This window comes from Gordonia sp. NPDC003422 (assembly GCF_053588675.1).
In genome coordinates, this window is record NZ_JBSFQL010000035.1 from 19,676 (window position 1) to 34,952 (window position 15,277).

Below are 15,277 nucleotides of genomic sequence, written 5' to 3' on the forward strand. Positions count from 1 at the left end.
CCCTGCTGGTTGGAGCGGCAAGCTGCGCCAAACAACGCACGCCGCCCATTCCGCTGCTGACCTAAAGCGAGCGCAAGCGAGAGCGCTCCGCTGCCTGAGCCTGGATTCGTGGGAACGGAGCCAACCTCCGCTGCCTGAGGTGCGACGAGCGCCAGCGAGGAGCCTCGAAGGCCAGGTGAGACGACATCGCATATCTCACCAGGGGCTTCGAGGCTCGCAGGCTCGCACCTCAGCCGGCGAGTGGGGACTCGCACCGCTCGGCAGTGGATGCATCACCGCGACAGCCGCAGTGCCTCACCCCATTTGACGCGCGATCCGGTGCGGAGGATGGATCGTTGGTACACCTTGGCGGCCAGCCAGGTGGCGATGACGCAGGCCGCGACCATCAGCAGCAGCGAGACGACGATCTGAACCGGATCTGTGTCGCCGGTGGCGATTCGGATCGGGATGAGCACTGAGCTGAACGGCGGTATCCAGGACAGCGTCTGAATGAACGTCGAGTCGAGTGCCTGGATGCCGAAGATGCCCGAGTACATGACGGCCAGGGACAGGATCGTCAGCGGCGTGATCGTCGACCCGATTTCCTCCTGTCGGGACACCATCGCCCGGCGGCAGCGTACAGCGTTGCGAAGAACACGAATCCGAGCAGGAACCAGATCAGTACCGCGGCGAACATGCCGAGTGCTGTACCCGCGATGGTGAGCATGCCGGTGGCCGTGCCCGCGATGAGCGCGGTGATTCCGAGCAACACCATCTGACCGAGCGCGACCACCCCGATACCGATGATCTTGCCCCACATGAGGTGCAGCGGTTTGATCGTGGCGAGCAGGAGTTCGACGATGCGCGACGTCTTCTCCTCGACCACGCCGACGGCGATCATGTTGCCGCCCATCATGATGGCGGTGATCAGCAGCATCGATCCGACGATGGCGACGACGATCCGCTGCCCCACGGCGGGGTCCGCGGGTTCGGTCTCGCTCATCGAGATGGATGGCTGCGGCAGTGTTGTGGCGTCGACGTTGCGCGCGGCAAGACCGCGAGCGAGTTCGGTCTGGGCGATCGCACCGCGCAGGACGCCGGACAGCGACTCCTCGATGCCGTCCTTGCTGATCAGGGTGTACGACGAGTTGGGCCCGGTGACGACCACGGCTTCCAGATCGCCGTCGGCGACCCGGTCACGGGCCTGATCGGTGGACGCCAGTGTCACCACAGTGACCGGTGTGCCACTCTGATCCCCGACCGCGGTGATCGCGGCGGTCAGGGTAGAGTCGTTGCCCACCAACCCGATTCGTTCCTTGGAGTCTCCGCCGCCGCTGAAGACCGACCACACGATGAGGCCCGCGATGATGACGATCATGAGGATCGCGGTCGTGGCGACAAACGACCTGGTGCGTACGCGAGTCGTGATCTCCCGCTGGGCGATGAGAGCGATCGACGTCGTCGCGCGGGTTTCGGGGGAAATGCTGTGCGTGGTCGTCATACGGACACCACCTCTCGGAAGAGTTCGGTGAGGGATGGGGTGGAGGTGGCGAACCGGTGCACCGGACCGTGGTGCAGTGCGGCAGCCAGGATCTGCTGATCGTCGACGCCGTCGGGATCGATCCGCAGTACGGTACGGCCGTCGCGCTGGTCGGAGTAATCGGCATCGAGGACGCCGGAAATTCCATCGGCCCAACGGATGTCGGTCCTTGGGCCGATCACCTCCAACGTCATACCGTCCCGCCCGCGAAGCGCGTCGACAGCGCCGAGGGCGCGCATCTGTCCCTTGGCGACGATTCCCACCCGGTCGCACAATCGCTGCACGAGGTCGAGTTGGTGCGACGAGAAGATCACCGGGATTCCCTCGGCGGCCTTCTCTTTGAGGACGTCGCTCATCACGTCGACGGCAACCGGATCGAGTCCGGAGAATGGTTCGTCGAGCACCAGCACGTCGGGGTCATGGACGAGTGCCGCGGCCAGTTGGACGCGTTGCTGGTTGCCGAGGCTGAGGTCGCCGACGTTGTCGTCGACCCTTTCGCCGACCCCGAGACGCTGCGTCCACCGTCTCACGGCGTCGGCTGCCTCCGACGGCGTCATGCCGTGCAGTCGGGCGAGGAACCGAAGTTGTTCGCCAACCTTCATCTTCGGATACAGTCCGCGCTCCTCGGGCATGTAGCCGATGCGTCGGCGGAGTTGCAGGTCGATGCGGCGGTCCCCGAGCCGAACCTCGCCGGCATCGGCGGACAGCACACCGAGGACGATCCGCATGGTGGTGGACTTGCCTGCCCCGTTACTGCCGACGAATCCGAAGATCTCACCGGGATCGACGTGAAAGGTCATGTCCTGCAGGGCTATCAGGTCGCCATAGCGTTTGTGCAGGCCGTCGACGATGAGCGGTGCGGTCACTGTGTGGTCCTTTCGGTATCGTCGAGATCTTTGGGGATGGCGAGGTCCTCGGGGTCGGGTTCGCTCATCCACCAGGCGGTGAGCATCGTCGGGACGCACATCGCGGTCAGCAGCAGCGAGATGAGCAGTACCGCAGTGCCGTACACGAGGTCGGCGGACACCGGGTCGTCGCCGATGCTCAGGGCGATGAGGACGAGGTACGGGACGAACATGAGCACGAACATGACGAACAGGCCGATCGAACGCGCCGAATTCCGCTGTGCCAGTTGTATTTCGTCGAGTGCGGACACCGGGGCGTCGGCCACCGACCCGGTGACGATGCGCAGCAGATACAGCGAGGCCATGACCCCGGCGAGGCCCACCAGGAACGGGATGACGAACCAGGTTCGGCTGCTGAACGCCATGACGGTTGCCACGATCATCATGGCGAGCATGAAAGCGAGCAGCAACACGAGCCGCCGATACCCAGGGCGATTGCGCCACGTCGAGAGCTGATGTGCGTGACGCTGATTGAACTGAAGGTATCGATTGCCGCGCCATTCGTCGTAGCGTCGCCAGAGGGCCGGTGTTGCCTCTGCGGGTATCGCGACGTTGGGGTCGTTCATTGCATACCTCCCTAGTCGGGTGCTTGTGTCAGTCGGGTGCTGGTGTCATCGTGACGTCGGTCTTCGTGCCGGTGATCTGCGTGTCGCCGCGTTCGGCGGTGCGGCGGTAGAGCTCGGCCGACATCGCGCCGAACTCGGTGCGGCTGAACACGGCTTCGACGGGGAGGTCGAAGACCGCGCAGATCCGGAACGCGAGGTCGAGGCTGGGGTAGTTGTCGCCGCGTTCGAGTGCGCCGACCGACTGAACATTGATGCCGACCAGCGCGGCGAGATCGGCCCGCGACATCCTGCGCTCGGCACGCAGCACCGCGATGCGGTTGTAGATCGGGAGCTTGTCTCCGCGTCGTACTGGACTCACATATCAGAGTGTTGTGAAAACACAACGAAATGTCAACAGCGACCATCACTGAGGAGCCGAATTGTTCGGTTGTGTTAATGATCTGGGTGGGTCGCCCGATATGACCGATGTGACGTGGCCGACAGTGCCCGCACATCACCCGCAGACGAAAGGAAGTTCGTGAGGAATACCGCTCGCACCGCCATCGCTGTCTCGGCACTAGGGCTCGGTGCCGCTGTCCTGCCCGCTGCCGTGTCAGCGCCTGCGCAGGGTGCGACCACCCAGTTGTGCTCGTTCACCTATGCGAATCCGAACCTGTTTGTCATCCAGGCGAACAGCACCGCGTCGGCGACCCAGATCGGCTCGGACACAGTGACGTTCACCCTGAAGACCAACTCGATGTCGTTGCTGGGATACCAGCAGACCTTCCGCGTGACCTGGGCGAATCTCGACACCGGCAAGAACGGTGGCGGTGACGTACGTAAGCGGGTCGTCGGATCTGCCAATACCCTCACCGTGCCGAATCTGAAGACCGGCAAGGGGCGGATCGCGCTGGTTCTCGCTGCGGCGAATACCTCGAGCATCGGCCCGGGCAGCACCAACGGCGACTGCGGCAAAGAGCTCCGCGTCGGCTGATCGGAGCGTACTGCTTTGGCCTTCTGAACTGCGGGAATCTGTACCTGGGGGCCAGATCAAGTGCACAGTGCACTTGGACGGGCTGGGGCGTACAGACATCCAACGGATTGGCTCGCACGTCAGCCGGCGGAGGAGGGTCTCGCGAGCAGATCGCGAGCCACGCGGGCGGCCTCGCGCCCGGCGCGGTTCGCGCCGATGGTCGACGCCGACGGTCCGTATCCGAGAAGTTGGACGCGGGGATCGGATTCGACGACGGTGGCGAGACGTCCGGTCATGGTGATGCCGCCGCCCGGTCCACGCAGATGCAGCGGCGCGAGATGGTCGAGGGCGCTGCGGAATCCGGTGTTCCAGAAGATCACGTCGACGTCGAGGTGGTCGCGGCCCTCGTCGCAGTCCCAGCACACACCGGTCTCGGTGATTCGGGTGAACATCGGTCGCCACGTGAGGATTCCGTCGTCGCGGGCCGCTGCGACCGCCGGCGTGAGCGCCAGCCCGGTCACCGAGACCACCGATGTCGGGGGCAGGCCCGCGCGGACGCGACGTTCGACGCGGGCCACCGCTTCCCGCCCCTGCTCGGGCGAGAACGGGCGGGGATTGAACACCGGTTCGGTGCGTGAGCACCAGAAGGTCTGTGCGCCTTCGGATTCACGTGCGATCTCGATGAGAAGTTGGATCGCGGAGATGCCCGCACCTACCACCAGGACCCGTTTGCCGGCGAACTCGTCGGGGCCGGTGTAATCGTGGGTGTGCAGTTGTCGCCCACCGAAATCCGCGGCACCGGGCACATGTGGGATGAACGGACGATCCCAGGTGCCGGTGGCGTTGACGATGAGTTGCGACCGCACCTCGCGGCCATCGTCGCGCGTCGACAAGAACCCGTCGGCATCGTGGTGGACCGAGCGCACGTGCACGGGACGCTCGACGCGTAGGCCAAACTTCTTCTCGTACTTGCCGAAATATTCGGGTACTGCCGTTCGTGCCGGGAACTCGTCGCACTCGACACCGAGCGCCTCGATCAATCCGTATCCGGGAAGATCGTGGACGTGGTTGGCTGCGGCCAGCGTGAGCGTCGGCCAGCGGAACTGCCAAGCGCCACCAGGGTGAGGGGCGTGGTCGACGACGAGATATCGGTCGTCGAGGCCGAAACGCTGCAAGAAGTAGGCTGCCGACAAGCCCGCTTGGCCCCCACCGATCACCAGCACGTCGGATTTGGCGGTGTTGTCCACTCTGCAAGCCTGGCATGGCAAGAGAAAATTGACCTGCGCGACACCGGCGGGCACAGCGATCGGTAGGCTTCCGCGCATGGTCAGTTCAGCTCAGCGGATTCACTTCAGTACGCAAGATGCCGTCGTCACGATCGAGTTGGATCGCGTAGACAAGCGCAATGCGCTCGACGAGCTCATGGTGTCCGAACTGGCGGACGCTTTCGCCGGAGCGGTCGAGCAGGGGGCGCGCGCGATCGTGCTGACCGGCCGTGGTCATGTGTTCTGCGCCGGGGCCGACCTGTCAGGACCCGTCTACGACAAGAACTTCCTCGACAAGCTCATCGCGACACTGCAGTTGATCGAGTCGACGCCGGTGCCGGTGATCGCCGCGCTGAACGGAAGCGCGCTCGGCGCGGGCCTGCAACTGGCGATGGCAGCCGACCTCCGGGTGATGGCGCCCGACGCTCTGGCCGGCATTCCGGCCGCGAAGATCGGTGTGGCGGTTGATGAGTGGACGATCCGACGGCTGGTGTCGCTGGTTGGTGCCGGGCATGCGCGCGGCATGCTGATCGGCTGCGATCCGCTGACCTCCGACCGGGCCCACCAACTCGGATTCGCCAACCGCATCGGCGATCTCGCTGACGCGCAGCACTGGGCGTCGACGATCGCAGCGTTCGCGCCGCTCACCCTTCAGCACTACAAGCTCGTCCTCAACGGTGACGGCGCGCGCGATGCCGCCCCCGAGGAGCGCCTCGCGGCAATGATGCGCGCTTGGGAGAGTGCGGATCTGCAGGAGGGTCGCGCGGCGCGGACCGAGAAGCGGGCCCCCAAGTTCATCGGCGCCTGACAGGCATCGATCATCCCGACATATCGGACATCTGGCCCGAATTATCCTCGCGGAAACATTTCGATCAACTGACCGAAACACGCGATCCTTAGCTTCCCTTCAGGCAATCCCGTCACATAGCAGGGGAGAAGTATGTCGAAGGAAGCTCATCATTTCACCGAAGACATCGGTGATATCGAGAACGCAGAACACAGCATCATCGCCACCGGTGCAGCAGCCGCCGCGGCGCGAGAATCGCTCGAGGACTACACACTGCGGTTTGCGCCGCGCAGCTACCGCAAATGGGGTCCCGGCGTCGTCGCGATCTCCGCGCTCGGCGGTATCGCCTACCTCGCCGACTTCGCGATCGGCGCCAACATCGGCATCGCCAACGGAACGGGTAACGCCCTCTGGGGCATCCTGTTCTTCGCGATCGTCATCATGCTCACCGGCTACCCGCTGTCGTACTACGCGGCCCGGTACAACATCGACCTCGACCTCATAACGCGCGGAAGTGGATTCGGCTACTACGGGTCAGTCCTGACCAACGTGATCTTTGCGTCGTTCACATTCATCTTCTTCGCGCTCGAGGGGTCGATCATGGCCCAGGGCCTCAAGCTCGGCCTCAACATCCCGCTGTGGCTCGGTTATCTGGCGTCGTCGGTGCTGATCATCCCACTGGTGATCTACGGCATGAACACCCTTGCGAAATTGCAGGTCTGGACGACTCCGCTGTGGTTGCTGATGATGGTCGCGCCCTTCCTGTACCTGGTCTTCAAACACCCCGATGCCATCGGTGATTTCCTCTCCTTCAGTGGTGGCACCGACGGCCAAGCCGGGCACGGGGTCTCATTTGCCGGCACCATGCTCGCCGCCGGTGTCTGTCTGTCGCTGATCGCGCAGATCGCCGAACAGATCGACTACCTGCGCTTCATGCCGCCGAAAACCCCTGAGAACAGCCGCAAGTGGTGGACCGCCGTGCTGACCGCCGGTCCCGGCTGGGTCATCTTCGGTGCCATCAAGCAGGTCGTCGGTCTCTTCCTCGCGGTGTACCTCATCATGAACTTCGCCGAGTCGGCTGGAGTGGCCAATGAGCCCGTGCACCAGTTCCTGGCCGTGTACGAAGAGTTCATGCCGCACTGGCTGGCCATGACGCTGGCGGTGATCCTCGTGGTCATCAGTCAAGTGAAGATCAACGTGACCAACGCGTATTCGGGCTCGCTCGCCTGGACCAACAGTTTCACGCGTGTCACCAAGACCTACCCAGGACGTCTGGTGTTCCTGGTCTTCAACGTCACCATCGCCATCGTGCTGATGGAGGCAAACATGTTCAGCTTCCTCAACGAACTGCTGAACTTCTACGCCAACCTGGCAATCGCCTGGATCGTGACCGTCGCCTCCGACATCGCGATCAACAAGTACCTACTGAAGATCTCACCGAAGGAACCCGAGTTCCGGCGCGGCATGCTCTACAACTTCAACCCGGTCGGCTTCGTGTCGGTGATCGTCTCCGGCACCCTGTCGATCATGGTTTACTTCCATGTCTTCGGGGACACCATCCAGCCGTACTCGCCGCTGGTGGCCTTGGTGCTCGCGCTCGTGCTGCCGCCCATCATCGCGCTCGCGACCAAGGGCAAGTACTACCTGCGCCGCACCGACGACGGTATCGACATCCCGATGTACGACGAACACGGCAATCCGACCGACGTGCGACTGTTGTGCTGTGTCACCGGCATCGAGTTCGAACGGCCCGACATGATCGCCTCGGCGGTACCGGGGCCGAACGGGGAGAAGCAGTACATCAGCTCGTTGGCGTTGTCATGTGACAAGACCGGCGAGCACGTGCTGCCCGCTCAGCCGCCCGTGTCCGCGTCGGCGACGTCGGACATCGCGGTGGATGCCCCGGCGGAGTCGGCGGAGAAGGAGCCGACCGACTGATCGTCCTCGGCCCACTTCCGCTCCTGAGCTGAGGTGGGCCGAGTGGTCTCCGTCGCGCCTCAGACAGCGGTGGGGCCGAGCACGCGGTCGAGGTAGGGGTTGGTGAACACCCGGTCGGGATCGTATCGGTCACGCACCGAGAGGAATTCGTCGAATCGCGGATAGACGCTGCGCAGGTGGTCGGCGTCGCGTGTGTGCATTTTGCCCCAGTGCGGTCGACCGCGATGCTCGACCATGATGGACTCGACATCGGCGAAGTAGGCGGCGGCATCGGCCGGGTTGTCGCGGTGATACCGGTGCACCGCGACGTAGCCGCGCGCGCCACCGGAAGCGGTCGACAGCATCAGATCGTCGGCGGCCGCGGCCCGTACCTCGACGGGGAAGCTCACCCGATACCGCCGCCGATCGATCATCGTCCGAATCTCGTGCAGCACATCGGGAATCGCGTCGAGCTCGACCGCGTACTCCATCTCGCGGAATCGGACGGTGCGCGACGAGATGAACACCCGGGTCGAGGTATCGGTGTACGTGCGGGCCGACAGCGCTCGACCGGCGACCTGGGCGATGGCGGGCACGGCGGACGGTATCCGCATTCCGATCTCGCACATGCCGTGATAGAGCTTGTTGCTGAGCAGTTCGTCGTCGATCCACCGCCGCACCCGTCCGGGGCCGGACACCTCGGCGATGGGTCCGAGTCGGGTGTTCGTCTTGGCGAGAGCGCAATTGGTGTGCGGAAACCAATAGAACTCGTGATGGTCGTGGGCGTGGACCCGCTCGAGGAAGCCGTCGATCGCATCGTCCGCCGACACGGGCAGTTCCTCCGCGCGCATGTAGAAGGCCGGCACGCATGCCAGGGTCAGGTCGACGACTACGCCGAGAGCGCCGAGCCCCAGTGCCACTGCGGGCAGGTCCGGGTCGTCCTCGCCGATGGTCCGCACCGCGCCGGTGCCGGTGACGACGGTGGCGCCGACCACCTGCGTGCTGATGCCGCCGAACCGAAGGCCGGTGCCATGCGTGCCGGTCGACGTCGCGCCGGTGATCGTCTGCCGGTCCACGTCACCGAGATTGGCCATCGCAAGCCGGTGTGGAGCAAGGAGTTCCGGGATCTCGAACAGGTGCGTGCCGCCGCGAAGGGTGACCCGCGACCGGTCGGCGTCGGCCTCGATGAGGCCGCGCATGGCCGAGAGGTCCACGAGGATGTCGCCGGGCACCCCGATGCCGGAGAAGCTGTGCCCGGCGCCCGCCGGTTTGACGGTGCGCCCATCGGAGCGGGCCCGGGTGATCACCTCGACGAGCTCTGCGGTGTCGTGCGGCGTCACCACCAGAGAGGGTGCCGCCGACTGGGTTCCACCCCAGTTGCGCCACACCGGCGTTGCCGACCCCTGCGTTATAGAAAGCACTGTCCCTCACCCCGATAGGTCGGGACGACGTCGCGTACCCGGGTGGTGCCGTCGTCGTCCCGTTCGATCAAGGCCACCTCGGTGGCCCGCTCACATGCCTCGCCGGATTTCGTGTGCCGGAACCACACTCGGTCGCCGATGCTCAGCTTTGTGGCGGACCGGCCACGCAAGGGCGTTTGAACCTCGCCGGCCCCTTCTGTGCCGAGGAATCCAAGTCCGCTGGGCCACACCGGCTTCGGTTGACGGTCCGAGCCGGGCGGTCCGGACGCGATCCATCCGCCGCCCGCACAGGTCGCGATGTCGGTGGCCGGGCGGCGGACCACGTCCAGACCGAAGCCCAGGGCTGGCGCCGGCCGGAATCGCCGGTATCCGTCGAACAGGTGACCGCCGAAAAGCCCGCTGCCGGCGGCGATGTCGGTGATCGAACGGTCGCGCGCGGTCTCCTCGATCGAACCGGTGCCGCCCGCGTTGACGATCTCGAGATCGGCAACCTCGCGCAGCGCCGCGATGATGCTGCCGCGGCGACGGCGCAGTTCGGCCATCGATCTGCGCTGCATCAGCGCGACCGCCCGGTTGCGCAGTGCCGATGATTCGACCGCGTCGCCGACCCCGGCGACCTGGGCCTCGTACGACATCGCGCCGACGAGCCGAAATCCGGGCCGCGCAGCGATCTGCCTGGCCAGGCGCACCGCATCGGTCCGGCTGTGCACCGGAGACCGGCGCACTCCGATGTGCACGCGTCCATGCAGCAACCGATAGGAGGCGTCGACGTCGATGGCCACACGGATCGTCGGCCGCCGGTCAGTTGGCACGACCGCGTCGATGAGGTCGAGTTGGTCGGTCGAGTCGACAAGGAGCGTTACCTGCGCCGCTGCCACCTCGTCGGCCGCCAGGGCGGCAATCGCCGAGCGCCTCGTCGACGGATAGCCGACGAGAACGTCCGCGACGCCGGAAACCGTTGCCAACCAGACGGCTTCGGCGAGATCGTAGGCCAGGACGCCGGCGAAACCGGGCCGGCGCAGCACGTCATCGATGACCGACCGCACCCGCAGCGACTTCGACGCGATCCGGATCGGAACCGATCCGGCCCGGGCGGTCAGGTCGGCGACGTTGTGGTCCAGTGCTCTGCGATCGAGAGCGAGGACGGGCGCGTCGAGTCCGGCGTCGCGGACCGCCCGGTCGATTCCCGCCCAGTAGGCGTCGGGATCGTCGGACCAGACCAGAGAGTGCGGATCAGTCCTCGACGACATAGGTCATCATCGCCCGCACGGCCGACGCCATGACCGAGCGGATCACCTCCTCGTCGGCGGTACTCAGATAGATCAGGGTGATCGAGTTGGTGGTGGCGATCACGGTGGGACCCAGCGTCTCGGGTGGTTGACTCCACCGCACCCCCGACCGTTCCGCGGCAATCCGCAACGCGACGGCAGCCACCTCGAACTGCTTCTCGTACATCCGCTTGCCGTAGCTCTGCAGCTCCGGATGGTTGTGTGCGTAGATGCCCAGCGAGATGGTCGCCTGTGTGCGCCCGGGGTCGGCCTTCACCAGATCGAAGAACGTCGTCAGCTGACGTTCCATGTTCTCCTGCATCCCGAGGCGTTTGCTGTTGCTATCTGCATTATCGACGTCGGTGTCGTGAATCACCGTGTCGAGCATTTCCGTGATGTCGGTGGGTACCGCAGTCTCCATCACGGCGCTGAGCAAGGCCGTTCGGCTCTCGAACGCATAGTGAAAGCTCGCGAGGGGCATCCCCGCGTGAGCGCAGATCCGCCGCGTCGTGGCCCCCTCCACGCCGTGGTCGGCAATTACGCGAAACGCTGACTCGATGAGCGCCCTGCGTCGCTCGTCGACCGACATCCGTGCCACAGAACGTCTACCTCTACGCCCGCACGCGACCCAGCGCGTGCGTATGAACAAGTGCTCAGGGAGCTTATCAGTGGCAACGACCTGTCGAGCGATCTTGATCGACCGTGCCAAACTCGTACCACTAGGTTGGTGATCGTGACATCGATGACGGGCAAGGGTGGTACCGAAGTGGCGACACGGGCGATCGGCCGGGTTGCGTTGGCGGGTTCTAAGGTGGCCGACGCCGCAGTCGGCCGGCTCGCCGATGCCGGCCTGGCGCCCGCGATGGCGCTCGGGGCGACCCGCGACGAGATATTGCCGCACGTCGAGGCCTCGCCGCACCGCGTCGGAGGTGCCTTCGACAATCCGGAACCGGCCGGCGAGGCGACCCCGGATCTGTCGGTGTTCGCCGACATGCTCCGGCGTCCCGGCCGCCCGCGTCGTCCCATCATGGTGACGCGGCCCGAGTTCGACGAGCCCGGCTCACTGGCCGTGACCTGGCTCGGACACGCTTCGGCGTTGATCGACATCGACGGGGTGCGGGTGCTCACTGATCCGGTGTTCAGCCTGCGGTGCTCACCGAGCCAGCAGATCGGACCTGCGCGACTGCACCCGTCGCCGGTGACGGTGGCCGACCTGCCGCCCGTCGATGTGGTCCTGATCAGCCACGACCACTACGACCATCTCGACATGGAGACGGTGGCGGCCATCGCGCGAGCGATGCCCGACGCGATCTTCGTCGCTCCCGTCGGTGTGGGCGCACACCTGGTGCGCTGGGGTATCCCGGGAGTCCGTATCCGGCAGGCGGATTGGTGGGGGGACGTGACGGTGCAGACACCGTCGGGCGCAGTGACGTTCACGTGTGGTCCGGCGCGACACTTCTCGGGTCGTGCGCTGGCCCGCAACCTCACCCAGTGGGCCAGCTGGGCGATCCGGGGGCCGGTGCATCGCGCATTCTTCTCCGGCGACACCGGGTACACCGAACGCTTCGCCGACCTCGGCGCACTGCACGGGCCGTTCGACGTGACCCTCATCGCGGTCGGCGCCTACGACCCGGTCTGGCCCGACATCCACGTCAACCCGGAGGAGGCGGTCGCCATCCACCGGATGCTGTCGGGCTCGGCGGGTACCGATGCGGTGATGATCCCGATCCATTGGGGCACTTTCAATCTGGCCCGTCACCCGTGGGGTGAGCCGATCGCTCGGTTGCTGCCGCATGCCGCCCGCAACGCCACTACGGTCCTCGTGCCGCAGCCCGGCGGCGCCATCGACCTCGTTTCCCGCGCAGGCACTGGCCTGACGAGCCGTGACTGGTGGGAGAAGTCCGCGTGACGTCACCGACGACGGCCGCCGTGCCCGGCCTCACCGCAGACGAGGTCGCGGCGCGCGTTGCGGCCGGTCAGGTGAACGCACTGCCGGACCGGTCCGGACGGACCGTCTCCGACATCGTGCGGGCCAACGTGTTCACCCGCATCAACGCGATTCTCGGCGTCCTGTTCGCGATCGTGGCCTTCACCGGTTCGTTCATCAACGGATTGTTCGGATTGTTGATCGTGGCCAACAGTGGAATCGGCATCATCCAGGAGGTTCGGGCCAAGCGGACCCTGGACAAGCTCGCCATCGTTGGGCAGACCCGTCCGCGTGTTCGCCGCGACGGGGTCGTCAGTGAACTCCCACCCGACGAGGTCGTCCTCGACGACATCATCGAGATCGGGGCCGGGGATCAGATCGTGGTGGACGGCGACGTCGTGGAGGCTGTCGCGCTCGACGTCGACGAGTCGTTGCTCACCGGCGAGGCCGACCCGGTCGACAAGGATCCAGGTGCGCACGTGCTCTCGGGGAGCTTTGTGGTCGCCGGCGGCGGCGCATACCGGGCCACCAAGGTGGGTGGCGAGGCGTATGCGGCGCAGCTCGCCGCGGAGGCGTCGAAGTTCACGCTGGTGTCCTCCGAACTCCGGTCTGGGATCGATCAGATCCTGCGGGTCATCACGTGGTTGCTGATCCCCGCGGGCATCCTCACGATCGTCAATCAGCTCTTCATCAGCCAGAACGGGATCAAGGCGTCGCTTCTGGGCATGGTGGCCGCGCTGGTGCCGATGGTGCCGGAGGGCCTTGTGCTGATGACCTCGATCGCCTTCGCCGTCGGCGTGGTTCGGCTGGGTCAACGGCAATGCCTGGTCAACGAATTGCCCGCCATCGAGGGCCTGGCCCGCGTGAACGTGGTCTGTGCCGACAAGACGGGGACGCTCACCGAGAACGGCATGCGATTGGCGGAGGTCCGAGCGGTCGAGCAGTCGCCGCCGGCCCCGCCGGAGACCGTGCTGTCGGCGCTGGCCGCCCACGACCCGCGGCCCAACGCCAGCATGCAGGCGATCGCCGAGGCCCAGCCGCAGGCTCCGGCCTGGACGCCGACCGCCGTGCAGCCGTTCACGTCGGCCAAGAAGTGGAGCGGGATATCGTTCCGCGACGACGCCGGTGGCGCCGACGTGGGCAACTGGGTGATCGGCGCCCCGGACGTGCTGCTCGATCCGGAGAGTGAGACCGCTTCGGTGGCAAGCGAACTCGGGTCCACCGGGCTGCGAATACTGCTGCTGGGCCGCACCGACGTGCCGGTGGACTCGGAGCCGGCGGCCGGCTCGAGCGTGCCGGGTGCCTTTGTTCCGGTGGCGCTCGTGGTGCTCGAGCAGAAGGTTCGTCCGGATGCCCGCGACACCCTGGAATACTTCGCGGAGCAGCGAGTCGCGGTGAAGGTGATCTCCGGCGACAACGCGCGCTCGGTCGGCGCGGTGGCGCAATCGCTGGGACTCGGCTCACCGGAGACGTCGGTGGACGCGCGTGAATTGCCCACGGACACCGAGCAACTCGCCGAGGTCGTCGAGTCCGGCGTGACCTTCGGCCGAGTGCGCCCGGACCAGAAGCGGGCCATGGTCAAGGCGTTGCAGTCCCACGACAACACCGTCGCGATGACCGGCGACGGAGTGAACGACGTCCTTGCCCTCAAGGATGCGGACATCGGCGTCGCAATGGGGTCGGGGAGTTCGGCGGCGCGGTCGGTTGCACAGATCGTGCTGTTGGACAACAAGTTCGCGACGCTGCCGTATGTGGTCGGGGAGGGCCGCCGGGTCATCGGCAACATCGAACGCGTCTCCAATCTGTTCCTCACCAAGACCGTGTACGCGGTGCTGCTCGCGCTGTTCGTGGGCATCGGTGGGGTGGTCGGAAAGATGCTCGGCACCGACCCGCTGAGCTACCCGTTCCAACCCATCCACGTGACCATCTCGGCCTGGTTCACCATCGGCATCCCCGCGTTCGTGTTGTCGTTGGCGCCCAACAACGAACGCGCCCGACGCGGGTTCGTGCGACGCGTCCTGCTGATGGCCGTCCCGAACGGCATCATCGTCGGCCTCGCGGCGTTCACCACCTACGTCCTGGTGAATCCGGGCGGTGCGGGAGTCGAGGTCGGCGGAGATGCTGCCGACCTGTCACCGGCGCAAACGCAGGCCGCCACCGCGACGCTGATGACGTTGATCGCGATCGCCGTGTACGTCCTCGCCGTGGTCGCACGCCCGTACACGTGGTGGAAGGTGGTGCTGATCGCGGCATCGGCCGGTGCGTACGTGATCATCTTCGCCTGGCCGTTCACCCAGCACCTTTTCAAACTCGATTCGTCGAACTGGGAGATGAACTCGGTGGCGTTGACCTCGGCGGCAATCGGGATTCTCGCCGTGGAAGCCGTGTCGCGGATCGTGCCTCGCGTGGTGGCTGCCCGAGACGTGCGTCGCGCCCAAGCCAACTCGAAAGATCAGGCCGACTCGTCAGATCAGGTGCAGTCGATAGACTGATTTCAAGCCGCCGGAGACGCCGGCGCGTCGATCAGGAGATGTGATGGACCTCAAAGGGCTCGTGGACAAGGCCAAGGCAGCACTGAAGGGCAACCCCAGCCTCATCGACAAGGGCGGCGACGCCGTCGACAAGGCGACCGGCGGCAAGTACGCGAAGCACGTCGACAAGGCACAGGACGCCGCTCGCAAGGCCGTCGGCTCGGATAAGCCTCGCGACCCGCAGGCCAACGATCCGCAACAGGGTGCGCCGTAGTCGCT

13 protein-coding genes and 1 pseudogene are annotated in these 15,277 nt (G+C 65.7%); 6 read left to right on the forward strand and 8 right to left on the reverse strand.

Annotation, left to right across the window (positions count from 1 at the left end; translation table 11 throughout):
* Positions 1 to 272: 272 nt before the first annotated feature.
* The 4 genes and pseudogenes from ACWDTF_RS22510 to ACWDTF_RS22525 form a co-directional block, all read right to left on the reverse strand.
* Positions 273 to 1,480 (reverse strand): annotated as a pseudogene (locus ACWDTF_RS22510) (ABC transporter permease).
* Positions 1,477 to 2,385 (reverse strand): ABC transporter ATP-binding protein, encoded by a 909-nt coding sequence (locus tag ACWDTF_RS22515; RefSeq protein WP_449755095.1) that lies wholly within the window; start codon positions 2,383 to 2,385, stop codon positions 1,477 to 1,479. The pseudogene ACWDTF_RS22510 and the gene ACWDTF_RS22515 overlap by 4 nt, the downstream one beginning before the upstream one ends.
* On the reverse strand, positions 2,382 to 2,990 hold the full coding sequence (locus ACWDTF_RS22520; RefSeq protein ID WP_449755096.1) for a hypothetical protein: 609 nt from the start codon (positions 2,988 to 2,990) through the stop codon (positions 2,382 to 2,384). Before ACWDTF_RS22520 ends, ACWDTF_RS22515 begins: the two co-directional genes overlap by 4 nt.
* Positions 2,991 to 3,018: 28 nt before the next feature.
* A complete protein-coding gene (locus ACWDTF_RS22525) occupies positions 3,019 to 3,348 on the reverse strand; it encodes a helix-turn-helix transcriptional regulator (RefSeq protein ID WP_240857653.1) in 330 nt (109 codons plus the stop codon).
* 159 nt (positions 3,349 to 3,507) lie between these two features.
* Between ACWDTF_RS22525 and ACWDTF_RS22530 the strand changes: the two genes are divergently transcribed.
* Positions 3,508 to 3,963: a hypothetical protein gene (locus ACWDTF_RS22530; RefSeq protein ID WP_355279291.1), complete on the forward strand. Its 456-nt coding sequence runs from the start codon at positions 3,508 to 3,510 to the stop codon at positions 3,961 to 3,963.
* Positions 3,964 to 4,082: 119 nt separating this feature from the next.
* Here ACWDTF_RS22530 and ACWDTF_RS22535 read toward each other — a convergent pair whose 3' ends face one another.
* The gene (locus ACWDTF_RS22535) at positions 4,083 to 5,189 is read right to left on the reverse strand and encodes an NAD(P)-binding domain-containing protein (protein WP_240857651.1); all 1,107 of its coding nucleotides are present in this window, start codon (positions 5,187 to 5,189) and stop codon (positions 4,083 to 4,085) included.
* 76 nt (positions 5,190 to 5,265) lie between these two features.
* Between ACWDTF_RS22535 and ACWDTF_RS22540 the strand changes: the two genes are divergently transcribed.
* A complete protein-coding gene (locus ACWDTF_RS22540) occupies positions 5,266 to 6,015 on the forward strand; it encodes an enoyl-CoA hydratase (protein ID WP_449755097.1) in 750 nt (249 codons plus the stop codon).
* 132 nt (positions 6,016 to 6,147) lie between these two features.
* A complete protein-coding gene (locus ACWDTF_RS22545) occupies positions 6,148 to 7,932 on the forward strand; it encodes a purine-cytosine permease family protein (protein WP_240857649.1) in 1,785 nt (594 codons plus the stop codon).
* A gap of 59 nt (positions 7,933 to 7,991) precedes the next feature.
* Here ACWDTF_RS22545 and ACWDTF_RS22550 read toward each other — a convergent pair whose 3' ends face one another.
* The 3 genes from ACWDTF_RS22550 to ACWDTF_RS22560 are packed head-to-tail and all read right to left on the reverse strand — an operon-like array spanning position 7,992 to position 11,189.
* Positions 7,992 to 9,323 (reverse strand): D-arabinono-1,4-lactone oxidase, encoded by a 1,332-nt coding sequence (locus ACWDTF_RS22550; RefSeq protein ID WP_449755104.1) that lies wholly within the window; start codon positions 9,321 to 9,323, stop codon positions 7,992 to 7,994.
* Positions 9,320 to 10,582, reverse strand: a complete 1,263-nt coding sequence (locus ACWDTF_RS22555; protein ID WP_240857648.1) for an alanine racemase — start codon at positions 10,580 to 10,582, stop codon at positions 9,320 to 9,322. Before ACWDTF_RS22555 ends, ACWDTF_RS22550 begins: the two co-directional genes overlap by 4 nt.
* Complete coding sequence (locus tag ACWDTF_RS22560; RefSeq protein ID WP_449755105.1) at positions 10,566 to 11,189, reverse strand: TetR/AcrR family transcriptional regulator; 624 nt, start codon at positions 11,187 to 11,189, stop codon at positions 10,566 to 10,568. The genes ACWDTF_RS22555 and ACWDTF_RS22560 overlap by 17 nt, the downstream gene beginning before the upstream one ends.
* Before the next feature lie 138 nt (positions 11,190 to 11,327).
* On the opposite strand from ACWDTF_RS22560, the gene ACWDTF_RS22565 reads away from it, so the two are divergent.
* From ACWDTF_RS22565 to ACWDTF_RS22575, 3 genes are read left to right on the forward strand one after another with little or no spacing between them, the layout of a single operon-like run.
* On the forward strand, positions 11,328 to 12,509 hold the full coding sequence (locus ACWDTF_RS22565) for an MBL fold metallo-hydrolase (protein ID WP_433258293.1): 1,182 nt from the start codon (positions 11,328 to 11,330) through the stop codon (positions 12,507 to 12,509).
* Complete coding sequence (locus ACWDTF_RS22570; RefSeq protein ID WP_449755098.1) at positions 12,506 to 15,019, forward strand: HAD-IC family P-type ATPase; 2,514 nt, start codon at positions 12,506 to 12,508, stop codon at positions 15,017 to 15,019. Before ACWDTF_RS22565 ends, ACWDTF_RS22570 begins: the two co-directional genes overlap by 4 nt.
* A gap of 43 nt (positions 15,020 to 15,062) precedes the next feature.
* On the forward strand, positions 15,063 to 15,272 hold the full coding sequence (locus tag ACWDTF_RS22575) for an antitoxin (RefSeq protein ID WP_240857645.1): 210 nt from the start codon (positions 15,063 to 15,065) through the stop codon (positions 15,270 to 15,272).
* The last annotated feature ends 5 nt before the right edge of the window (positions 15,273 to 15,277 follow it).